This is a genomic window from Geothrix sp. 21YS21S-2 (assembly GCF_030846775.1).
In the GTDB taxonomy this organism is placed as follows: domain Bacteria; phylum Acidobacteriota; class Holophagae; order Holophagales; family Holophagaceae; genus Mesoterricola.
Genome location: NZ_CP132910.1, coordinates 1,916,751 through 1,939,145, shown reverse-complemented (window position 1 = coordinate 1,939,145; position 22,395 = coordinate 1,916,751). Strand labels below are relative to the sequence as shown.

17 protein-coding genes are annotated in these 22,395 nt (G+C 68.2%); 7 read left to right on the top strand and 10 right to left on the bottom strand.

Going from position 1 to position 22,395, the window contains the following annotated elements; genetic code table 11:
• Nucleotides 1–60: 60 nt before the first annotated feature.
• The 6 genes from RAH40_RS08730 to RAH40_RS08705 form a co-directional block, all read right to left on the bottom strand.
• A complete protein-coding gene (locus RAH40_RS08730; RefSeq protein ID WP_306601713.1) occupies nucleotides 61–1,704 on the bottom strand; it encodes a serine/threonine-protein kinase in 1,644 nt (547 codons plus the stop codon).
• Between the two features lie 10 nt (nucleotides 1,705–1,714).
• Nucleotides 1,715–3,337 carry a SpoIIE family protein phosphatase gene (locus RAH40_RS08725; RefSeq protein WP_306601712.1) on the bottom strand — a complete coding sequence of 541 codons (1,623 nt, stop codon included), beginning with the start codon at nucleotides 3,335–3,337 and terminating at the stop codon, nucleotides 1,715–1,717.
• Nucleotides 3,338–3,426: 89 nt separating this feature from the next.
• Complete coding sequence (gene dsrP / locus RAH40_RS08720; protein WP_306601711.1) at nucleotides 3,427–4,650, bottom strand: sulfate reduction electron transfer complex DsrMKJOP subunit DsrP; 1,224 nt, start codon at nucleotides 4,648–4,650, stop codon at nucleotides 3,427–3,429.
• Nucleotides 4,651–4,654: 4 nt separating this feature from the next.
• Nucleotides 4,655–5,587 (bottom strand): 4Fe-4S dicluster domain-containing protein, encoded by a 933-nt coding sequence (locus RAH40_RS08715; protein WP_306601710.1) that lies wholly within the window; start codon nucleotides 5,585–5,587, stop codon nucleotides 4,655–4,657.
• A 23-nt stretch (nucleotides 5,588–5,610) separates the two neighbouring features.
• Nucleotides 5,611–6,150 (bottom strand): hypothetical protein, encoded by a 540-nt coding sequence (locus RAH40_RS08710; protein WP_306601709.1) that lies wholly within the window; start codon nucleotides 6,148–6,150, stop codon nucleotides 5,611–5,613.
• Nucleotides 6,151–6,871: 721 nt separating this feature from the next.
• Nucleotides 6,872–8,290 (bottom strand): pyridoxal-dependent decarboxylase, encoded by a 1,419-nt coding sequence (locus RAH40_RS08705; RefSeq protein WP_306601708.1) that lies wholly within the window; start codon nucleotides 8,288–8,290, stop codon nucleotides 6,872–6,874.
• 148 nt (nucleotides 8,291–8,438) lie between these two features.
• On the opposite strand from RAH40_RS08705, the gene RAH40_RS08700 reads away from it, so the two are divergent.
• Nucleotides 8,439–10,028, top strand: coding sequence for a methyl-accepting chemotaxis protein (locus tag RAH40_RS08700; protein WP_306601707.1), 1,590 nt, complete (start codon nucleotides 8,439–8,441; stop codon nucleotides 10,026–10,028).
• Between the two features lie 7 nt (nucleotides 10,029–10,035).
• Here the strand turns inward: RAH40_RS08700 and RAH40_RS08695 are convergent, their stop codons facing one another.
• The 4 genes from RAH40_RS08695 to RAH40_RS08680 all read right to left on the bottom strand — a co-directional run bounded on the left by RAH40_RS08695 (nucleotide 10,036) and on the right by RAH40_RS08680 (nucleotide 13,316).
• Nucleotides 10,036–10,842 (bottom strand): hypothetical protein, encoded by an 807-nt coding sequence (locus RAH40_RS08695; RefSeq protein ID WP_306601706.1) that lies wholly within the window; start codon nucleotides 10,840–10,842, stop codon nucleotides 10,036–10,038.
• 65 nt (nucleotides 10,843–10,907) lie between these two features.
• Nucleotides 10,908–11,288 carry a PilZ domain-containing protein gene (locus tag RAH40_RS08690; RefSeq protein WP_306601705.1) on the bottom strand — a complete coding sequence of 127 codons (381 nt, stop codon included), beginning with the start codon at nucleotides 11,286–11,288 and terminating at the stop codon, nucleotides 10,908–10,910.
• A 19-nt stretch (nucleotides 11,289–11,307) separates the two neighbouring features.
• Nucleotides 11,308–12,276, bottom strand: a complete 969-nt coding sequence (locus RAH40_RS08685; protein ID WP_306601704.1) for a LacI family DNA-binding transcriptional regulator — start codon at nucleotides 12,274–12,276, stop codon at nucleotides 11,308–11,310.
• Nucleotides 12,273–13,316 (bottom strand): glucokinase, encoded by a 1,044-nt coding sequence (locus tag RAH40_RS08680; RefSeq protein WP_306601703.1) that lies wholly within the window; start codon nucleotides 13,314–13,316, stop codon nucleotides 12,273–12,275. The genes RAH40_RS08685 and RAH40_RS08680 overlap by 4 nt, the downstream gene beginning before the upstream one ends.
• 255 nt (nucleotides 13,317–13,571) lie before the next feature.
• Between RAH40_RS08680 and RAH40_RS08675 the strand changes: the two genes are divergently transcribed.
• The 6 genes from RAH40_RS08675 to malF all read left to right on the top strand — a co-directional run bounded on the left by RAH40_RS08675 (nucleotide 13,572) and on the right by malF (nucleotide 22,386).
• Nucleotides 13,572–15,236: an alpha-amylase family glycosyl hydrolase gene (locus tag RAH40_RS08675; RefSeq protein ID WP_306601702.1), complete on the top strand. Its 1,665-nt coding sequence runs from the start codon at nucleotides 13,572–13,574 to the stop codon at nucleotides 15,234–15,236.
• A gap of 45 nt (nucleotides 15,237–15,281) precedes the next feature.
• A complete protein-coding gene (locus RAH40_RS08670) occupies nucleotides 15,282–16,637 on the top strand; it encodes a carbohydrate porin (RefSeq protein ID WP_306601701.1) in 1,356 nt (451 codons plus the stop codon).
• A 92-nt stretch (nucleotides 16,638–16,729) separates the two neighbouring features.
• Nucleotides 16,730–18,403: an alpha-amylase family glycosyl hydrolase gene (locus RAH40_RS08665; protein WP_306601700.1), complete on the top strand. Its 1,674-nt coding sequence runs from the start codon at nucleotides 16,730–16,732 to the stop codon at nucleotides 18,401–18,403.
• Nucleotides 18,404–18,459: 56 nt separating this feature from the next.
• A complete protein-coding gene (locus tag RAH40_RS08660) occupies nucleotides 18,460–19,554 on the top strand; it encodes an ABC transporter ATP-binding protein (protein ID WP_306601699.1) in 1,095 nt (364 codons plus the stop codon).
• 38 nt (nucleotides 19,555–19,592) lie between these two features.
• Nucleotides 19,593–20,792: a maltose/maltodextrin ABC transporter substrate-binding protein MalE gene (malE, locus tag RAH40_RS08655; RefSeq protein ID WP_306601698.1), complete on the top strand. Its 1,200-nt coding sequence runs from the start codon at nucleotides 19,593–19,595 to the stop codon at nucleotides 20,790–20,792.
• A 58-nt stretch (nucleotides 20,793–20,850) separates the two neighbouring features.
• On the top strand, nucleotides 20,851–22,386 hold the full coding sequence (gene malF / locus RAH40_RS08650) for a maltose ABC transporter permease MalF (RefSeq protein ID WP_306601697.1): 1,536 nt from the start codon (nucleotides 20,851–20,853) through the stop codon (nucleotides 22,384–22,386).
• The last annotated feature ends 9 nt before the right edge of the window (nucleotides 22,387–22,395 follow it).

The window sequence follows — 22,395 nt, the reverse complement described above, 5'->3', positions numbered from 1 at the left end:
ACTGATAAAATAATTCAACTAAATGGCGATTTAATTTATTTCAATCCCTCGGCCAAGGCCCTATTTCCCTTCCTTCCTCAGCACGATCGGCACCGGCGGTTTCCGTCCGGGCCCAAGCTTCCCTTCCCAGCGCTTGAACCCGCGCAGGGACACCACCAGCACAGCGGGGTTGTCCGGCACGCGGACGCCGTCGCAGGGCGTCGTTCCCAGGCTGCGTCCGTCCAGGGTCACGGTGGCCCCGGGGGGCGTGCTGCGGATGTCGGCCCAGGACGTGGCGGGCTGGAGGGCCAGATCCAGCGGGGGCTGGCCGGCGCGGACCTCCTGGACGAGGGTGTCGTAGCCGTTCAGCCGCACTTCCAGGAGGTGCGTGCCGAACGAGACGGAGCCGTTGTAGGGCGTCTCGCCCACGGGCTTGCCGTCCAGCAGGACCTGGGCCCTGGGGGGGGTGGTCTGGATGCTGATGGACCGCGGGAAGAAGAAGAAGAAGGAGAGGGCCGCGGCGGCCATGGCGCCCACGACCCAGACCGCCTGGCCGCTGCGGCCGGAGCGGGCCGGGGTGAGGATGGGGGTCCAGCCCTTGGGGTGGGACTTGGAGGTGTACCCGGCCAGCGTGATGCCCTGGGGGGTGGAGTTCCGCGGGGGGGCGCTTTCGTTGGGGGAGGCGGCGTCGCCCTTGAAGAGGCCCGGGGGAGGGCCGGTGAGGGGGGCCACAGGCTTTGCGGGGGACGCCGCAGCGCGGGCCCTGGGGGCGGCCGTCGCTGCGTGGCCGCCGGTCGCGGCAGGGGCGGGCAGGGCGAAGGCCTCCGTCTCGTCGGGCCGCTGCAGCTTGGGGGAGGACGGATGGGAGGACCCCGCGCCGCCTTCGGGGGCAAGGCCCCGGGTGACCAGCTTGTCCTTGAGGCCCATGGCCTCGGCGAGGGCGGTGAGGAAGGCCAGGACGGACTCGTAGCGGCGGGTGGGGTCCTTGTGGAGCGCCTTGAAGAAGACCCGGGCGAGGGGGGCGGGGGTGCCGGGGGGGATGGCGGGCGGATCGTGGGCGATGGAGCTCAGCACGGACGAAAGGGTCTCCCCCGGGTGGGGGAGGGTGCCCAGCACCATCTGGAACGCCATCACCGAGAAGGCCCAGCGGTCCGTGGCGGGCGTCGCGCGGTCGCCCCCGAGGAGCTCGGGCGCGGTGTGGGTGGGCGTGCCCATCATGGTGCCGGTGTGGGTGAGGCTGCTGTCGTCGTCCCGGGCGAGGCCGAAGTCGGTGAGCTTGAGCTGGGAGTCCCTGCTCACCAGGATGTTCTCGGGCTTGATGTCCCGGTGGACCACCCCGGCGCGTTCCGCGGCCACCAGGGCCTGGCCGAGCTGTGTGAGCCAGTCCAGGGCGGTCGCGGGGTCCAGGGTCCGCTCCGAGAGGATCTTGGAGAGCGAACTTCCGTCCACGAACTCCATGGTCAGGAAGGGGCCGACCTCGGGATCCTCGCCCACGTCAAAGACCGTGATGATGTTGGCCTGGTTGAGCTGGGCGCTGATCTCGGACTCCCGCTGGAACCGCGCGATCATGGTCTCCGAATCCGAGCGGGTCTTCTGGACGATCTTCACGGCGACGCGGCGCTTCAGGAGCGGGTCCTGGGCCAGGTAGACCACGCCCATGGCCCCGGCACCCAGCCGCTCCAGGACCGTGTACCGCCCGATGGCCGCGGGGTCTACGAAGTCCATGGGTCCCCTCCTAGGAGCGTCTTACCATCACGATGGTCCGGTCATCGGTCGCGGCCGCGCCCCGGGTGTGCTCCTGGAGGGCGGAGGCCAGGCCCTGGTTCAGGTCGGGAAGAGGCAGCGCGCCCAGGGTCCTGAGGGTCCGGCAGACCATCCCGAGATCGAATTCGACCCCCTGCGGGTCTGCGGCCTCGGTGATGCCGTCCGTGTACAGGAAAAGCAGGTCCCCGGCCTCCAGGCGGACGACGCCCTGGCCGTACTCGGTGCCGGGGAACATGGCCAGCGGGAAGCCCTGGGAGGCGAGCTCCTCGATCGTGCCATCCGCGCGCAGCACGGGGATGGGGTTGTGCCCGGCATTGACGTAGGCTATGGTCCTGGCCACCGGGTCGAGCAGGCCCAGGAAGGCCGTGATGAAGCGGTTGGCCGTGGTGCGCTTGCTGAGGGCCAGGCTGATCTTCTTGGCGAGGACGGCGGGATCCTCGGCGCCCTCGGTCCAGGCCTGCATGAGGGCCTGGAAGGTGGCCATGAGGAGCCCTGGGCCGATGCCCTTGCCGGAGACGTCGGCGATGGCCATCCAGGTCTTCCCGTCGGGGCCGGGCCAGAACCCGTAGAGGTCGCCCGAGACGTTCCAGCACGCCACGTTGATCCCGAAGAGCTCGAAGCCTTCCAGCTCGGGGCAGCGGTCCGGGAGCAGCCGCTCCTGGATCCTGCGGGCCACCTCCATCTCCTTCTGCATGGCCTGCTTGACGACCAGCTCCTCCAGGAGCCGGGTGGTGCGGATCTTGGCGGCGGCCATGTGGCTGACCACCGCCACCAGGCGGAGGTCCTCCTCGGTGAACGCGCCGCGCATGGGCCCGGCGTCCATGTAGATGATGCCCACCACCTCGCCGCCGTGCTCCAGGGGCACGGTCATGATGGAGGTCACGCCGCTGGACATGATCGACTGGGCCTGCGCCAGCTTGGAGTCCAGCATGGGATTGTTGATGAGGAGGGCCTCCCTGCGCTCCACGGCTGCCTCGAGCATCGTCTTCGACAGCTCGACCTGGAAGTCGTGGCCCCGCGAGCGGGACCGCGCGGCCACCTGGGTCATGGGCCCCTTCCCGTTGCGCAGGAGCACCGCGCCCCGGCCCGGCTTCAGGTAGGCGTAGAGCCGCTCCAGCAGGTCCCAAAGCATCATCTCGGTGGAGACGTCGCCCAGCATGTCCAGGCTGAGGGCGTGGACGATGTCCAGGGCCTCCTTCCAACGCCTGGCGGTGCCGGTGTCGAGCGTGCCCGGGGACGAGGACCTCAGCCGGTCCACGTCCATGAGGAAGGAGACGCTGGAGTCCAGGCCCGCGGGGATGTCCGGGCCCTCCTCGAGGCGGATGGAGAGCCGCCCGAAGATGATCTCGTCGCCCCCCCTGACCTGGCGGGGCTCCAGGATCCGGTCGCCGTTGACCAGGGTGCCGTTGCGGGAACCCAGGTCCTCCAGCATCGCCATGCCGTCCCGCCACGTCAGCCGGGCATGGTTGCGGGAGAGGCTGGAGTCCTCGAGCACCACGTCGTTGGCGGGGTCCCGGCCGATGGTGAGGGCCGCGTGCTCGCGCCCGAGTTTGACGGGGGCCCGGTCGGGTAGGCGGATCCAGAGTTCGGCCATGGGATTGCCTTTGGTGTGGCAATCTTCATGGGATTTCTTGACTTGTCAACTATGAATTATAAGTGGTTGAAGATTGGACGGTTTGACACCTATTCCGCTTTCCGGCCGGTGAACTCCCCCAGCATGATGGGCACCGCGATCTTGAGCATGAGCGTGAACACCAGGAACCCCATCGCGAAGATCCCCGCGGCCACGAGGAGCTCCGTGAGGGAGGGCCGGTAGACGTAGATGTCGCCCAGCACGTCGGGGGTGAGGCCCGGGATGATCAGCGCCATGCCCTTCTCGATGTAGACCGACGCGTAGATCAGCACGCAGCCGATGTTGAGGGTCACCCAGTTGGTGCGTGTCTTCGGTATGAGGAAGAGGAGGAAGGCGACGACGCCCGTGAGGATGGAGGCCCAGGCGAAGGGCACCAGGCCGTTGTGGCCCTTGAGGCCGAAGAAGAGGTACCTGATGAACACCAGGTGCTCGGTGTTGGAGTAGAACTCCTTGAAGACCTCCGCGACGGTGAGCAGGAGGTTGAAACCCATGGTGTAGGCCATGAGCTCGGCCACCTTGAAGATGGCCTCGTCCTGCACCTTGAGCCGGGTGGTCCTTCGCAGGATCTGCAGGAGGATGAGCAGGATCGCGGGGCCCGAACAGAAGGCCGAAGCCAGGAAGCGCGGCGCGAGGATGGCGGAGTTCCAGAAAGGGCGTGCCGCCAGTCCGTTGTAGAGGAATGCGGTGACCGTGTGGATGCTCACGGCCATGGGGATGGAGCTCAGGACCAGGGGGATGACGACGGACTTGTTGTATTCCTTGCCCGTGTAGCTGCAGTAGAGGAGGTAGGTCACCACCGTCCAGTTGAGGAGGAGGTAGCCGTTGAGGGCGAGCACGTCCCAGGCCAGGAGGGAGCTGGGCAGGTTGAGGCGGCCCACGAAGGGGATGATGTGCCAGAACCGGTCCACCCTGCCGATGTCCACCAGGACGAAGCCCAGGCACATGACCAGGGCGCTCACGGCCAGGAGCTCGCCCAGGAGCGTGATCTCCTTGATGGGGCCCCAGTGGTAGACGTAGGCGGGGATGACCAGCATGATGGCCGCCGCGGCCACGCCCACCAGGAAGGTGAAGTTGCCGATGTAGAAGCCCCAGGACACCTGGTCGCGCATGTTGGTGACGATGAGGCCCTCGCGCACCTGGCCCGCGTAGGCGAAGCCGCCCAGCGCCATGAGAAGCAGGAGGAAGGCGACCCAGGCGTAGTAGTAGCGGTCCCCCTTGAGGACGAGCGGGAGGCTGTCGATGGTGAAATGGCCGAACGTCCGCAGCGTCTCCATGGCCTCACACCCCGTAGAAGTAGAAGAATTTCGGTTGGGTATTGAGTTCCCCCTTGAAGACGAAGACCCGCTTGTTCTCGAGGATGTAGCGGATCTCGCTCTTCGGGTCGGCCAGGTTGCCGAACTTCCGGGAGCCTGTGGGGCACACCTCCACGCAGGCCGGGTAGAGGCCCTTGCGGGTGCGCTGGATGCAGAAGGTGCACTTCTCCACCACGCCCTTGGGGCGCGGGCGGTTGCCCAGGTAGTGCGTCTCGGGGTTGAGGTCGGCCGGCTGCACCGTGGGCTCGCCCCAGTTGAAGTGGCGGGCTCCGTAGGGGCAGGCCGCCATGCAGTAGCGGCACCCGATGCACCAGTTGTAGTCGATGACGACGATGCCGTCCGGGTCCTTCCAGGTGGCGCCCACGGGGCAGACCTTCACGCAGGGCGGGTTCTTGCACTGCTGGCACTGGACGGGCATGTAGAAGTGGCCTTCCTGGGGCACCTCCTCCGGGTTGTAGTAGGCGTCCGCCGCCTCCAGGTCGACGCCCTTCTCCTTCTCCATCTGCAGGACCCGGATCCACTGGATCTCAGGGCTCCGGGACGGGTTGTTCTCCTGGACGCAGGCATGGACGCAGCGGCGGCAGCCGATGCACCGGGAGAGGTCCAGGGCGTAGCCGAAGACCACGCCCTGCATCGCGGGCTCCTTGCCGATGCGGATCTTCTTCCCGTACCTGCGCTTGGCCTCGCCTTCCAGGCGCTTGATGATCCTGTCCAGCTCGTCCCTGGAGAGCTCGCGGAAATTGTGCTGGAGGAAGGCCTCCATGCCCTCCCTGCCGCAGCCCGTGGCCAGGGCTCCCGCCACCGCGGCCAGGGCGCCGCCAAGGAAGGCGCGCCGGGAACCGGCGGGCCGGAGGCCGCGTCTCGTCATGCGCAGGGACCGGCTGGTAGCGTCGCTCATCGTCTTCTCCGGTTCGGGGGGGATCATCTTCGGGCCCTGATCTGGTCAGGCGGCACCGGCGGCGGCAGGGGCCTGAGGGCCTTGAAGCGAGGCGAGTGGGGGTTGTGGCAGTGGACGCAGAGGAGGTACTGCTTGGCGCCGTTCCAGCTCCCGGTGCGCTTGCCGTGGACGCCCACGCGCCAGTCCCGGAGCTTGTCGCCGTGGCACTGGCCGCAGAGCAGGTAGGAGGCCGTGAAGTCGAGCTTCTCGCCGTTCACCAGGTGGAGCCGGTCGCGGTCCTTGAGGTCGTGGCAGTCCAGGCACCAGCGGCTTTCGGGCCCGTGCCGGAGCTCGATGTCGGCATGCATGCCCTCCAGGGGCCGGCGCTTGGGATTGGGCGCCATGGCCTTGGGATCGTGGCAGGAGGAGCAGGGGAAGATGCCGTCCGAGAAGGGCGGGGGCGGCGCCTGGAAGTCACGGTGGTCCACCACCGGCGAAGCCGGCGGCGTGGCCCGGAGCAGGGTGCCCATGGCCAGCAGTCCGGACAGGATCGGCCGCAGGGCGCGCGGGGCGGATGAGGGCATTTCGTCTCCTCGGACAGGGGCCATGTCGTGCCAGGGCCGGACCCGGTGGGGGGCCCGCGAAGAAGGACGTTTCCGGGAACGGGGGCCCCTGGATGGAAGCCTGGATTGAGAATGAGTGCGTGAACTATCCCATGTGTCCCGGGGTTGTCAATTGCGGAGTATCGGATCTTTTTTGACCAGGATGATGTTTGAACATTCATATGTGCCGTGCATCACAAGGAGCTGTATTACCCCGGGGCAGGTTCCGATGACGGGGACCCCGATTCATGGGGAAAGGCCCGGATCCGAGCCCAAGCACCCTTCCCGACATGGGCCCTTGACGCAGGGAACCGGGGGATCAGAAATAAAGGCGTTTCCAATCTCAAATAAACAATCGTTCCCCGGGGTGGCCACCCTGGTCGGCGGTTCCATCGACACCTCCAGCGAACTCCTTGCCCGGCTGGCCTCCCTGGAGGCGCGGGTCGCGGCCCTGGAATCCGGGCGGGCCTGCCTCATCCTCGGCGGGGGGCTTCCTCCTTCGGCCGCTCACGGATTCCGGGATCCTCGCAGCGCCGGCGGGGATCGCCGAAGGGCTCGGCTACGCCGGCTTCTGGGCGTAAGGGGCGCACCGCTCCGGCCTCAAGGTGCTTCCTCCGGCCCTCGCCGCCCTCGTCGCGGCGCGCACGGCCATCGTGGTGTCCCTCGGCACGGGCTGCGCTCCGGGGCGTCTCCGGCTCGAGGGTCAACCTCTCTCCGCGGCAAGGACGTCCCTGACGGCCGCCACGGCCACGGCAACGTCGGCCTCCGTGGTGCGCCAGTTGCAAACGGAGATGCGCATGCACCGCCGGCCGCGCCAGGTGGTGCCGCCCACAAAGACCCTGCCGGTGCCCACGATCTCCGCGATGATCCGGTCGGTGTGGGCGTCGTGGTCCTCCTGGCTGGCGCCGGGACGGGGATCCGGGAAGCGCAGGAGTCCCTGGTTGATCACGGGTTCCCACATGACCTCGGCCCCCTCGAGGGCCCCCATTCCGGCCACCAGGGCCCGGGCGTGGAGGCAGCACCGGTCCACCAGGGCCGCCACGCCGCGCCGCCCCAGTTCGCGGATGGCCGCGTAGGTGGCCACGCCCCGTCCGCGCCGGGACCATTCCGGGTTCCAGTCGAAGGGGTCGCGGGCCTCTTCGGCATGGGTGAGATAGCTTGCGCGCATGGACATGGAAGCCCGGTGGGCGGATCCGGCCGCCACGAAGGCGTAGCCCGAGTCGTAGGGTACGTTCAGCCACTTGTGGCCGTCGGTGGCCCAGGAATCGGCGCCCTCCACGCCCTCCAGGAGATGGCGGTGGGTCGGGCTGGCGTTGGCCCACAATCCGAAGGCGCCATCGACGTGGACCCAGGCTCCAAAGGCGCGGGCGATGGCGATGAGCTCCCGGAAGCGGTCGAAGGCGCCCATGTTGATGTCGCCCGCGCAGAGCAGGACGATGGCCGGGTCCGGGCAGGACGCCAGGGCCCGCTCCAGGGCGGCGGGCTCGACCTGGCCCCGGTCGTTCACCTCCAGGTTCCGGGCGCAGTCGGTGCCCAGGCCCAGGAACCGGAGAACGCGCAAGGCGGAGCCGTGGGCGTGGCTGTTGCAGAGCACGCGGATGGGGGGCGCGCCCGCGAGCCCCATCCGCTCGACGTCCCAGCCCCGGGCCGAAAGCACCGCGTTCCGGGCGGCGGCGAGGCACGTGAAATGCGCCATCTGGCAGCCGGTGGTCAGGGCGAAACTGGCGTCCGGAGGCAGCCCCAGGAGCTCCTTGAGCCAGGCGCCGCACACCTCCTCGATGACCGCCTCCGCCGGGGAGCAGGCGTAGAGGGCCGCGTTCTGGTCCCAGGCGGACGTGAGCCAGTCCGCGGCCAGGGCCGAGGGCACGGAGCCCCCGATGACCCAGGCGAAGAACCGTCCGCCGGCGCTGCCCAGGAGGCCGCCCTCCACGCCCGCCGCCAGCTCGTCGATCACCTGCTCGGGATCGGTGGCGCACGGAGGCAGGGGACCCGCCAGGCGGTCCCGCAGTTCCTCGAGGGTCCGGGTTGCGCCCACGGGGGCCGTCGCCAGGGACCGGAGGTAGGCCACCGAATGCCGCAGGGCGGCCTCCAGGGCGGGCTGGTCGGGATTCGCGCTCTCCATGGTGCACCTCCGGGGGAAGGGCAAGCATGGGGCAGGGGGGGCCCGGAGGGCGACCCGATTCTTGCGGGGTGCCGATCCCTTCCCTGGCATCTCCGGAAAAGAGTGTTAGCTTTGTGCCATTCAAATTGTCCATACCTGGGAGGTCCCAATGGCAGGCACGTCGATGCGGTCCTATTTCCAGTCCTTGGCGGGCAAGGTGTTCGGCACCGCCATGATCCCCGTGGCCGGCTTCCTCGTCCTCATCGCGGCCTACATGCTGCCGACGGTCCACTCCCTCCTGCTGGGCGCCAAGAAGGAGGGGCTCCGGAACGTGGTCGAAAGCGCCCAGGCCCAGGTGGCGGGCCTGGCGGCCGAGGCAAAGGCCGGGCGAATGAGCCAGGAGGAGGCCCAGAAGCGGGCCAAGGAACTGGTGAACGCCATCCGGTTCGCCGACAAGAATTACGTATTCATTCATGGGCCCAACCACACGATCCTGGTCCTGCCCCTGGCCAAGCAGCTTGAGAACAAGCCCTCGAACGAGCTTCCCGCGGCCACCCTGGGGATCGTCAAGGCCCTGCGGGAGGCCTCCAGCGTGCCCGAAGGGGGCTTCTACGACTACCCCTACGGCAAGCCCGGCAAGGAGGGCCTCTTCCCGAAATCGGCCTTCGCCAAGCGCGTGCCGGACTGGGACTGGGTGGTGGGCGCCGGGATCTACGTGGACGACGTCAACGCCGAGATGTGGCGCATCTCCTTCGCGCTCCTGGGCGGCGCCCTGGTGGTGGCCGCACTGGCGGCCTACATCTCCCGCAACCGCTCCCGGGCCATGGTCAGGCCCCTCCTCCAGCTGGTCCAGGGCCTGCGCGACAGCGACCTCTCCAAGCGCATCGACGTGGCCACCAAGGACGAGATCGGCGAGGCCGCGGACGCCTTCAACGGCTACAACGGAAAGATGCGCACGACGGTGCGGGACATCGCCAGCTACGCCGAGCGCGTGGCCTCGGGCAGCGCGGAGCTGGCCGCCACCTCCCAGGAAATGGCCCGGGCGGTCCATGACATCGCCCGGGTCAGCGAGGAGCTCAAGGGCGCCGGGGACCAGGTCTCCCAGGCCATGAAGAGCCTGAGCGCCAACGTCGAGACCATGCGGGAGCGCACGGGCCAGACCTCGGCCCAGTCCGACAGGGCCGTGGAGGACACCGCCCGGGGCGCCGAGGCGGGGCAGGGCGCCGCCCACGGCATGGAGGAGATCCGGGAGGCCACGAGCCAGGTCGTCAAGGCCGTTCAGGTGATCCAGGACATCGCGCGCCAGACCAACCTGCTGTCCCTGAACGCCGCCATCGAGGCGGCCAAGGCCGGCAGCGCGGGCAAGGGCTTCGCCGTGGTGGCCGAGGAGGTGCGCAAGCTCGCCGAGCGGTCCCGCTCCGCGGCGCTGGAGATCGCCGAGCTCAACCAGCGCACCCAGGACGCCGTGGCAGGCGGGGTGGAGGGCGTCAAGGTCAGCGTGGACAACCTGCGGGCCATCGGCGAGCGCATCACCGGCATCGCCGCCAGCATCCAGGAGATCGGCAGCCTCAGCCGGGCCCAGGAGGAGACCAGCCGCGACGTCGCCCAGCGCATGGCCCACACCGCCCAGGGCCTCGCCCAGAACGCGTCGGCCACCCAGGAGCTGTCCGCGACGGTTTCGGAGATCACCAAGACCTCCGACGACCTCGCCGGCGTGGCCGAGGGGCTCCGCCACGTGGTGGACGGGTTCAAGGTATAGGGGCAGCCTAGATTTCGCCCCGGATCACCTTCTTGAAGGCGTCCATCTCGCCCTTGGCGATGGGCCGCGCCGGCACGCCGCCCCAGGTCTCGCCCGCCCCGACCCGGCTTCCGGGCAGGACCACGCTCTCGGGGAGGATGACGGCGTCGTCGCCGATGATCACGTCCCCCATGACGCAGCAGGCCAGTCCCAGGGTGGCGCGGTGGCCCACGACGACCGGGGCCACCACCAGGTTGCCGCCCCCGCCGTAGTGGGCGAAGATCCGCACGCTGCCTCCGATCACGGCGTCGTCGCCCACGGTGATGAGGGAGGGGTCGCTGATGTACTCGGTATTGATGAAGGCGTGGCGGCCGATTGTCATGCCCATGGCCTTCAGGAACCAGACGCCGTAGGGGGTGAGGGTCACGAAGGGCATGAAGGTGAAGCGCACCAGGTAGAAGAGGCCGTTGTGCAGGAACCAGGGTACGGCGTCCAGGGTGTAGTAGCCGCCCTTGTAGGGCTTCACCCGGGTGGGCAGGACCTTGTTGTAGGCCGCCACCACCACCAGGAGGGCCATGCCGAAGACGAACCAGGCCAGGGCCACGGCGAAGCCCCGCAGGAGCCAGGCGGGGATGGAGGGCAGGCGGGACGCCCACCCGAACAGGAGGTGGGTCAGGGCCAGGGCCGGGGCCAGGGCGGCGCCCAGGGCCGTGGCCGCGAGGAGGTAGAGCAGGAGCACCACCACGGCGTAGCTGGTTCGGGCATAGCGGCGGAGGAGGGTCTCGAAGACGTTGCGCGAAGGGGCTGACTTCGCGTGGCCGATGGGGTCGCGCATGGGGATTCCTGAGGTGGGGAGAGGCGTGCCATTATGCGGCCGCCCCGCCCCCTCCACAAGGGGCCCTATTCCTTCCGGCGGATCCCGGCGTGGGCCTGGAACTCCTCCTCGACCTTCTCCACGTCCGGGGAGTTGAAGAGGACGAGGTTCCTCAGGTGGATGTAGCTCTCCAATCCGTCGATGGTGGAGAACTCCATGCCGAAGCCCAGCGGGTTCTCCGCGGCGACGACGCCGGAGGTGCGGATCTCCACTTCGCCCTCGACCAGCGAGATCACCGCCTCGCAGGGCGTGCCCACGGGGTGGCGCTCCGCGGTGAGCACGAGCATGCCCTTCATGCTGAGGTCCTTGACGCGGGCCCCTTCGACGGGCCTCCCCTCGACGGCGATGCGCACCTCGAAGGTGATGGGCACCCTGGTGAATTCTCGCTTCTCGGAGTCGGGAGTCATGGCGGCGTCCTCGCAGGCTCTAGGATACCTTCGGAGCGGGCCCCAGGGTGGAACCTTCGATGAGGGCCACCGGAACGATCGTTTGGTGGACCGTATCCTTGCCAATGGCGGCCAGGGCCAGGGACACCGCCTGGTGGGCGATGGCCGGGATGTCCTGGGCCACGGAAGCCAGGCCGGGGTGCAGCTCCACGAGCCCGTCGAAGCCCAGCACCGACACCTGGCCGGGCACCTGGACCCCCAGGTCCGCCAGGGCCCCCAGGGCTCCCACGGCGATCTCGTCCGTGGCGCAGAACACCCCGGTCGGGCGGTGCCCCTGGCGCCAGGCGTCCCGCATGAGGCGGTAGCCGCCCAGGACCGAGGCCTCGCCCTTCACCGTCGCCGCCCGGATTCCCGGGAGGCTGGACCCGGCCAGCACGGACGTGAACCCGTTGGCGCGGTCCTGGGCCCACTGGACTTCGCACTCGACGGTCAGGTGGAGCAGGTTCCGGTGGCCCAGGGAAAGCAGGCTGTGGGCCGCAAGGCGGCCGCCGCCCATGTCGTCGGGGGCCACGCAGGAGATGCCGGGATGGTGCCCGATGAGCACCGCCGGCACGCCCCGCTCCCGGAGCTGCTCCAGGCGCCCGTCGACCCCGTCGCTGTTGAAGACCAGCACCACGTCGAAGCGGGTGCGCACGCCGCTGATGTCCTCGGGCAGCTCCACCACCTGGGTGGCCCGCACCTGCATCTCCCGCAGAAGCGCCCGCCAGATGAGGTTGAAGTAGGGGGAGAGCCGGTTCTCGCCCGCCCCCACCCAGATGCCCAGGGTGTGCTTGGTGCGCATGGAGAGTTCGCGGGCGATGGGGTCGGGCTCGTAGCCCAGGCGCTTCATCACCGCCAGGACGTTCTTGCGGGTGGTCTCGGCCACGGTGGACTTGCCGTTGATGACCCGGCTCACGGTGCCCTTGGATACGGCGGCCTGGCGCGCGATTTCACCGATGGTGATCTTCATGGTCTTCCCATGCGGAGGGCGGTGTCCGCGGCACCATAGAGGCTCACGTCGTAATCCCGGACGATGTGGACGGGCGTGGCCCGGGTGATCCCGTCGAGGTGCTCCCGGTAGTTGCGGTCGAACGCCGACATGAAACGCCGGCCGTCCAGGAGGAGCCCGGCGTTCTTGGAGGCGATGCCCCCGGCCAGGAAGATCCCGCCCGTGGGGAGGAAGGCCACGCAGAGCTCGGCGCAGACCCGGGCGTAGAGCTCCACGAAGAGCTCCATGGCCCTGCGGCAGGCCGGGTCCCCCGGCTCCGCCGCGATGGCCCCGGGGCGCAGGGCCTCGGGCAGGGCGAGGATGGCCGCGGAGGCCGGGGTCGCGGGAAAGCGCCCCGATTCGGCCAGGAACCGGTGGAGGGCCGCGATGCCGGGGCCCGACACGGCCGTCTCGGCGCCCGGGGGTCCCGGGTACTTCCGGCTGAGGTGCTCCCAGAGCTCCAGCGTCTCCGGGCCGGTCATCGGCAGGCCGATGTGGCCGCCTTCGCTGGGGTGGACACGGGGCCCGTCCGTGCCTCGGGTGATGAAACCCACGCCCAGGCCCGTGCCCGCGCCGACCACCAGGACGGTGCCCTGGGGGTCGGGAGCCGGTTCGGGAGAGCTCCCGTGGGGCAGGGGGAGCAGCTGCTCCCGGTCCGCGGGGTCCAGGAGCAGGACGCCCTGGGCCACGGCCGTGAAGTCGTTCACGAGCATCACCGGGATGCCAAGCTCTGCTTCCAGGGCGGGGCCATCGATATCCCAGGCGGCGTTGGTGAGCTGGATCCTGCCGTCCTGCACCTGGCCGGCGGCGGAGACGCAGAAGGCCACCGGCGGCCCCAGCCCGGCGCAGCCGTCCAGGAAGCTCCGGAGCGGCCCCAGCAGGGAGGTCGCGGCGGCGGTGCTGAAGGCCGCCTTGCGCAGCATCCGGACCCGGCCCGGGCTCCCGGCCAGGAGGGCCAGGGTCAGGTTGGTTCCCCCCACGTCCGCGGCGAGGACGATCCGTTCCGGGCTTGCGGTGGGCATTGCAGCCTCCTGAAAAACAAGGCACTAAATATTTCTTGTTGACAACCCTACCTTGATTGGCCAAACATTGCGTGACTTCTTTGTAACCGGTTTCATCCCCTGAGCGCTAGGGTGAATTCTCACCCGCATAAGCAGACGGCCAACGGGCCTTCTTTTTCGTCCGAACTTTGTAACCGGTTGCAGCCATTCCTTCCGACTAGAGTAGCTGAGCAAATCAGTCAAGCACACCCGGGCGCGCCCAAAAGGACACGAATCATGACCTCGCAGTTCACGGAAGACCAGGGCAACCGCCGGGCCGAATGGTGGCGGGGAGCCTCGATCTACCAGATCTACCCCCGGAGCTTCCAGGACACCAACGGCGACGGCGTCGGGGACCTGCCGGGAATCACCGCGCACCTGCCCTACATCGCCGACCTGGGCATCGAGGCCATCTGGATCTCCCCCTTCTTCACGTCGCCCATGCGGGACTTCGGCTACGACGTGTCCGACTACCGCAACGTCGACCCCATCTTCGGGAATCTGGCAGACTTCGACGAACTGGTGGCCAAGGCCCACGCCCTGGGCCTGAAGGTGCTCATCGACCAGGTGCTCTCCCATTCCTCCGACCAGCACCCCTGGTTCAAGGAGAGCCGCTCCAACCGCACCAACGCCCGCAGCGACTGGTACGTGTGGGCGGACCCCAGGCCGGACGGGTCCCCGCCCTCCAACTGGCAGTCCGTCTTCGGCGGGGCCGCCTGGGGCTGGGAGCCGCGCCGGCGCCAGTACTTCCTCCACAACTTCCTGGAGTCCCAGCCGGACCTCAACTTCCACTGCCAGGCCGTGCAGGACCAGATGCTGGAGGAATGCCGGTTCTGGCTGGAGCGCGGGGTCGACGGGTTCCGCTTCGACGCCTGCAACTTCCACTTCCACGATCCGCAGCTCCGCAACAATCCGCCGGCCCGCGGCAAGGCCCTGGAGGTCTCCTCCGTGCGCCCCGGGAACCCCTACGGCATGCAGGTGCACCGCTACGACAAGACCCGGCCCGAGAACCTGCCCTTCCTGCGCCGCCTCCGGGAGCTGCTGGACGCGTACGGCGCCGTGAGCGTGGGCGAGGTGGGCGACGAGGACTCCCTGGTGACCATGGCCGAGTACACCGGTGGGGGCGACAAGCTCCACATGGCCTACGGCATGCACCTGCTCACCGACGAGTTCAGCGTGGCGCGCATCCGCGGGGCCGTCGAAGCCTTCGAGAAGCGGGTGAAGCAGGGCGGAGGCTGGGCCTGCTGGTCCCTCTCCAACCACGACTGCGTGCGGGTTGTGACCCGGTGGGGCAACGGCACCCAGGATCCGGCCTTCCCCAAGGTGCTCCTGGCCATGCTGGGCTCCCTGCGCGGCACCTTCTGCGTCTACCAGGGCGAGGAACTGGGCCTCACCGAGGCCGTGGTGCCCAAGAACCGCCTCACCGACCCCTATGGCATCGCCTTCTGGCCAGACTTCAAGGGCCGCGACGGCTGCCGCACCCCCATCCCCTGGACGCCCGAGGCGCCCTTCGGGGGCTTCTCCGGCGTGGACTCGTGGCTGCCCATGCCCGCCGAGCACCTGGCCAGGGCCGTGTCCCTGCAGGCCGAGGCACCGGGCTCCGTGCTCGACTTCTACCGCACGTTCCTGGCCTGGCGCCGCCGCCAGCCCGCCCTGCGCGAAGGCTCCATCACCTTTCCCCGGGCCCCCGAACCCCTTCTGGTCCTGCGGCGGGAGAGCCCGGGGCAGTCGATCCTCGCCGTCTTCAACCTCGGGCCCGTCCCGGCCGAGTTCACCCTTCCTCCGCACATCGATCCCCTCCACGGCCATGGCCTGGAACCCGCCCAGCTCCACGGGCGGCGACTGGGCCTGCCTCCCTGGGGCGGATTCTTCGGGCAATCACGCCCCGCAACCCAGCAGTAACCCCAACCACTGCCGCATATGCGGCATCTTCAAGGAGCCAATCCCATGAAGAACAAACTCTACCTGGCTGCGCTGCCGCTGGCTCTCGCCTGCGGGACCCTGGCCGCCCAGGACACCTTCGACCTTCACGGCTACATGCGCTCCGGCGTCGGCCGTTCCTCCAACGGCGGTGAGCAGGTCTCCTTCTTCCTCGCCAACACCGGGGGCTCCCCCACCGGCGGCCCCGGCTACCGGCTCGGCAACGAGACCGACAACTACCTCGAGCTGGCCTTCGACGTGCGCGCCTACGACAAGGGCGAGGAATCCTTCAAGCTGCACTTCCGCCCCTCCTTCCGCGGCTACTACCAGGTGCGCGACGCCTCGGCCGACGCCGGCGGCGATGTGGACAACAGCAAGGCCGGCAACCAGACCCAGCAGGTTTGGGTCCGTGAGGCCTGGGGCGAGGCCTCCGGCATCTTCGGCAAGAGCCAGTTCTTCAAGGACGCCACCCTGTGGGCCGGCCGCCGCTTCTACATGCGGCAGGATCTCCACCTCCGCGACCAGTGGTACTGGAACGACAGCGGCGACGGCGTCGGCATGGAAGGCATGAACCTGGGCTTCGCCAAGTTCCACTACGCCTTCATCCAGCATGATTCCGGCAACATCACCAGCGACTGGAACAACGGCGCCATCCGCGGCCAGCTCGCCCCCTACAGCCAGTGGGTCGGCGGCAGCGGCCACTTCGTGATCGGCTCCCACGACCTGCGCATGAGCGACATCAAGCTCTGGCAGGGAGGCAGCCTGACCCTGGGCTACCAGTACAACGACGCCCACGGCGACGCCAAGGCCGACGCCGCCGGCATGAACAACAAGGGCACCCAGTACAGCCTGATCTACAACCAGTCCAACGTCCTCGGCGGCGACAACCGCGTCTACGCCACCTACGGCAACGGCAACACCTTCTGGAACTGGTACAACCCCGAGGTGAAGACGGAGAACACCTGGTGGATGGTGATGGACGCCCTCTACTTCAAGCCCGTGCAGAACGTCGAAGTGGCCGCCACCGCGATCTACCGCAAGCAGAACGGCAAGAACTCCATGGCCGGCAACACCAACACGTGGCAGTCCGTGGGCGTGCGCCCGATGTACTTCTTCACCAAGCACTTCTCCATCGCCGCCGAACTGGGCTACGACAAGCTGAAGTTCGACAACGAGAAGGAGGACCGGCACCTCTTCAAGGAGACCCTCGCCCTGCAGTGGAGCCCCCAGGCCTCCTTCTGGAGCCGTCCCTCCATCCGCATCTTCGTGACCCGCGGCCAGTGGAACCAGAACGCGAACAGCTGGAACAAGGTCGGTGAAGGCCACTTCGGCGCCGACACCCAGGGCGTGACCTTCGGCGCCCAGATCGAAGCCTGGTGGTAAAAGGGGACTGACGGATGGAACGCCTCCCCTTCGGCATCTTCGCAAGCCGTCCCCGGCGCGGGAATCCGCGCCGGGGGCCGAAGGGAGGCTCCATGCGCCTGACCTGGCTCCTCGCAACGACACTCGGTCTCGTGGGCCCGCTGGGATGCGCGGGGGGTGGGGGGGGAACCTCGGCCCCCGCGTACCCGGCGGACACCTCGACCATCGCCCCCGGCCAGCAGCTGGAGAACGCCCCGCGCTGGTACGACGACGCGATCATCTACCAGGTCTGGGTCAAGAGTTTCGCCGACGGCATCTACAACGACGGCATCGGCGACCTGCCCGGCCTCCAGGGCAAGCTGGACTACCTCCAGTCCCTTGGCGTCAACACCATCTGGCTGTCCCCCATCTTCGAGTGCGCCTACAAGGGCGCGAACATGCATGGGTACGACACCACCGACTACTACGCCGTCAACAACCGGTTCGGCCTGAAGTCCGACCTGAAGAACCTCATCGACGCCACGCACGCCCGCGGCATGCGCATCATCTTCGACTTCGTCCCGAACCACACCTCGGCGTCGCATCCCTGGATGGACGACCCGCTCAAACGGAACTACTACGTCTGGCAGTCCACCCTGCCTTCGGGCTGGGGCTTCCCCTGGGGCGGGGGCACGTCCTCGGACGTCTGGAAGGAATACGAGGGCGCCTTCTACTACAGCGCCTTCTCCGGCGACGCGGACCTGAACTACTACAATCCCGAGGTGCGCTCCACCATGCAGGCCGTGGAGAGCTACTGGCTGGACCGCGGGTTCGACGGCATGCGGGTGGATGCCGTGCGCTACCTCTGCGAGTCGGGGCCCGGCAGGGCCGCCGACACGCCCGACACCCACGCTCGGCTCCAGGAGTTCCGGTCGGTGATCGACGGCTACCTGGCGCCCGGCAACGCCCATCCCCGTCCCGGCGGGGACGCCGCCAGGTACAGCGGCAAGATGATGATCGCCGAGGCCTGGACCAACGACGCGGCGGGCGTCGCGCCCTACTACGGCAACGGGGCGAACGAGTTCCACCTGTGCCTGGACTTCAGCGCGCCCTGGGCGGTCTTCAACGCCATCAACGGCCCGGACGCCACGAGGCTGACCTCCCTTTGGGAGTACGAGCGGGACACCTACCCCGCGGGCTTCCGTTCCGCCACCTTCGATTCGAACCACGACAACGTGATCTCCCGGCCCGGCACCCAGTACGCCGCCAGCCGCCCCAGGATCGTCCTGGCCGAGGCGCTGAACCTCCTCTCCCCCGGCACCCCCATCATCTACTACGGCAACGAGGTGGGCATGACGGGCGCGTCGGGCACGGACCTGAACCTGCGCGGGGCCATGGACTGGGCGGCGGTGACCGCCCAGACCGCACAGCCGGATTCCATCCTGAGCTGGGTCAAATACCTGAACAAGGCCCGCGCCGCCTATCCCGCCCTGCGGGGCAGCTACGCGACCCTCGCCACCGACCTGGGCCCCTCGAAGGTCCTCGCCTACATCCGGTCCGCCGGCGCCGAGCGAGTGGTGGTGGTGGCCAACCTCACGCCCACGGTCCAGACGGCGGTGCTCACGAACCTCACGACCAGCGGCGTGGCCGCGGGCGCGACGGTGGCGGCCATCCTGGGCGATACGAAGTCTAATAATTCATTGACTGGCACCCAGTACACCGTGAGCGCGCTGCCGCCCTACGGGGTGCGCGTCCTCCACATGGGCGGGGACACCTTCAAGGGCAACCTTCATGGCGATATCCAGTAACCGGTTCTAGACTCTTTACCGCATTCCCACCTCTCCACTCACCTGGAAGCAACCTCATGGGCGATCTCCAAATCAAAGCACTGAAAAAGGCCTATGGCGACGTGATGATCCTCCAAGGCCTGGACCTGGACATCCACGACGGGGAGTTCATCGTCTTCGTCGGCCCCTCGGGCTGCGGCAAGTCCACCCTCCTGCGCTGCATCGCGGGCCTCGAGGAGATCACGTCCGGGGAGCTTCACATCGGGGGCAAGCTGGTCAACGACGTGCCGCCCTCCAAGCGCGGCATCGCCATGGTCTTCCAGAGCTACGCCCTCTACCCCCACATGACCGTGGCCGAGAACATGGCCTTCGGCCTCAAGCTGGCCGGGGCGTCCAAGCAGGAGATCTCGGCGGCCGTGGCCCGGGCCGCGGCCATCCTCCAGATCGAGCCCCTCCTGGACCGCAAGCCCAAGGCCCTCTCCGGCGGCCAGCGCCAGCGCGTGGCCATCGGCAGGGCCATCGTCCGCAAGCCGGACGTCTTCCTCTTCGACGAGCCGCTTTCCAACCTGGACGCCGCGCTGCGGGTGCAGATGCGGGTGGAGCTCAGCAGGCTCCACCACGAGCTGAAGACCACCATGGTCTACGTCACCCACGACCAGGTGGAGGCCATGACGCTGGCCAACCGCATCGTGGTGATGAACAAGGGCCTCATCGAGCAGGTGGGCACGCCCCTGGAGCTCTACCACAAGCCCGCCAACCTCTTCGTGGCCGGTTTCATCGGCTCGCCCAAGATGAACTTCCTCCCCTGCACCCTGGTGTCGGCCCAGGAGGGCTCCACCCTGGTGAGCCTCACGGACGGCACCTCCATCCGCGTGCAGGCGAAGTCCCATGGCCTGGCGCCGGGCTCGCCGCTGACCCTGGGGATCCGCCCGGAGCACCTCCTGGCCTCCAAGCAGGGCGTGGAGGGCGCCGCGCCGGCCCACATCCAGCTGGCCGAACACCTGGGGGACATCACCTACCTCTACGTGGTCGCCCCGAGCTGCCCCGAGACCCTCACCGTGAAGTCCGATCCCGACAATCCCCTCACCACGGGCGACAGCGCGTTCCTGACGTTCCCCGCGGAGCACTGCTACCTGTTCGACGCATCCGGCAAGGTCCTTCCGAAGGACTGAGCCCCCTCCATCCACATCCCATCACCAAGGAGAATCCCGTGAGCACGCACTCGAAAATCGCCAGGCTGGCCACCGCGGCCGCGCTGGTCGTGGCCGGCGGCATCAGCGCGCTGACCGCCGCGGCCCCCAAGGGCCCCCTGACCATCTGGATCAACGGCGACAAGGGGTACAAGGGCCTGCAGAAGGTGGGCGACGACTTCACCAAGAAGACCGGCATCAAGGTCGTCGTCGAGCACCCCGAGGACGCCCCGGGCAAGTTCCAGCAGGCCTCCAGCGAAGGCAAGGGCCCCGACATCTGGATCTGGGCCCACGACCGCGTCGGCGAGTGGATGGCGGGCGGCCTCCTCACCGAAGTGCGCCCCAACAAGAAGTTCAAGGACGGCGTGGTGCCCATGGCGTGGGAAGCCTTCACCATCCAGGGCAAGACCTGGGGCTACCCCCTCTCCATCGAGGCCGTGGGCCTCATCTACAACAAGGCCCTGGTGCCCGAGCCCCCCAAGACCTGGGACGAGGTGTTCGCCATCGAGAAGAAGCTCAAGCCCCAGGGCAAGCACGCCATCCTCTGGGACTACAACAACACCTACTTCACCTTCCCCATGCTGCAGGCCTGGGGCGGCTACGCCTTCAAGCGCCGTCCCGACGGCACCTATGACGCGCGCGACACGGGCGTGAACAACGCCGGGGCCGTCAAGGGCGCCGCCATCCTGGACAGGCTGATCAAGGAGGACGTCATGCCTCCCGAGGCGGGCTACGCCGAGATGGAGACCGCCATGGCCGAAGGCAAGATCGGCATGATGATCAGCGGCGCCTGGGCCTGGGACAACGTGGCCAAGGCCAAGATCAACTACGGCGTCGCCAAGCTCCCCGCCGTGGACGGCAAGCCCTCCCGGCCCATGGTCGGCATCACCGGCGCCATGATCCCCAAGGCCAGCAAGAACCCCGCCATCGCCAAGGAGTTCATCGAGAACTGGATGCTCGTCCCCGCCGGCCTCAAGAAGATCAACGCCGACGTGGCCCTGGGCGCCCCCGCCAACCTGGAGTTCTTCAACCAGATCAAGGGTGATCCCCGCGTCCAGGCCACCATGGCCAGCGCCAAGGACGGCGTCATCATGCCCAACAACCCCGAGATGGGCCGCTTCTGGGCCGCCATGCTCAGCGCCCTGGGCAGCATGACCGACGGCCGCCGGAGCCCCAAGGAAGCCATGGACGCCGCCGCCAAGCGGATCCTCGCCAAGTAGGCTCATCCCAGGGCGGGGGGCCGCAAGGCCTCCCGCCCGTTTCCGCGGACACGACGAAATGACCCTCCCACCCGCCATCCGACGCAACCTGGGCCGAGCCTTCCTGGCCCTGCTTGTCGTCGCCGCGCTGTTCCTCGTCACCGTCATCTACGCGACGGGCGAGGCGCTCCTGGCCGGCACCTTCCTGGTCATCATCGCCCTCGCCGCCTGGATCTACCTCTCGAAGAAGACCTATGCATACCGGTACCTGTTCCCCGGCATCGCGGCGGCCATCATCTTCGTGGTCTTCCCGGTCATCTACACCATCTTCATCGGCTTCTCCAACTACAGCTCCAAGAACCTCCTCGAGTTCCCCCGGGCCACCCAGTACCTGCTGGACCAGACCTACGCGGGCGAGAGCAACACCTTCGGCTTCTCCCTGTTTCCCGACGGCGCGAAGTTCCGCGCCCGCCTCGAGGACTCCGAGGGCGGGGCCGTCTACTTCACGCCCGCCTTCGCCATGCCCGGCGACGCGCCGGTGGAAGTCAAGGCCGGACCCGAGGCGGAGGCCGGCTTCACCCCGGGCGACCCGGTGGAGCTGGGCGACATCATCGCCAACGAGGACAACCTCAAGAAGCTCACCGTGACGATGCCCAACGGCGCCAGGCTCGGCATGACCGGGCTCAGCGAATTCGCGGCGATGAAGCGCCTCTACACGCCCAAGGGGGACGGCAGCCTCCTGAACAACCAGGACGGCACCGTCATCAGGCCCAACGTCCGCACCGGCTTCTACGAGACGCCGGCCGGGGAGCAGGTGCTCCCCGGGTTCCAGGTGAAGATCGGCTGGGACAACTACAAGCGCATCTTCCTGGAGCCCAAGTACCGCGAGCCCTTCATCCGGATCTTCATCTGGACCGTGATCTTCGCCGGGCTCTCGGTGCTCTTCTCCTTCTCCCTGGGCATGGTGCTCGCGGTGATCCTGAACTGGGAGGCCCTGCGCTTCCGCAGCGTCTACCGGCTGCTGCTCTTCCTGCCCTACGCCGTGCCCGGGTTCATCTCCATCCTGGTGTTCAAGGGCCTGTTCAACAACAACATGGGCGAGATCAACCTGATACTCGACGCCATGTTCGGCATCCGTCCGGGCTGGTTCTCGGATCCCTTCCTGGCGAAGGTGATGCTGCTCATCGTCAACACCTGGCTGGGCTTCCCATACATGATGGTGGTCTGCATGGGCCTCATCAAGGCCATCCCCATGGACCTCTACGAGGCCTCGGCGGTGGCGGGGGCCGGGCCCCTCACCAACTTCTTCAAGATCACCCTGCCGCTCATCAAGCGGCCCATGCTGCCCCTGCTGATCTCGTCGTTCGCCTTCAATTTCAACAACTTCGTGCTCATCTCGCTGTTGACCGGAGGCCGGCCGGACTTCCTGGACACCACGATCCAGGCGGGCACCACCGACATCCTCATCTCGTACGTGTACCGGAACGCCTTCGTGGACTCCGGGCAGCAGTTCGGCCTCGGGGCCGCCATCTCCACGGTGATCTTCCTGCTGGTCGCCGCCATCACCCTCGTCCAGATCCGCTACACCAGGATCGCCGACGACGAGAAGCGCTGAGGGGGAACC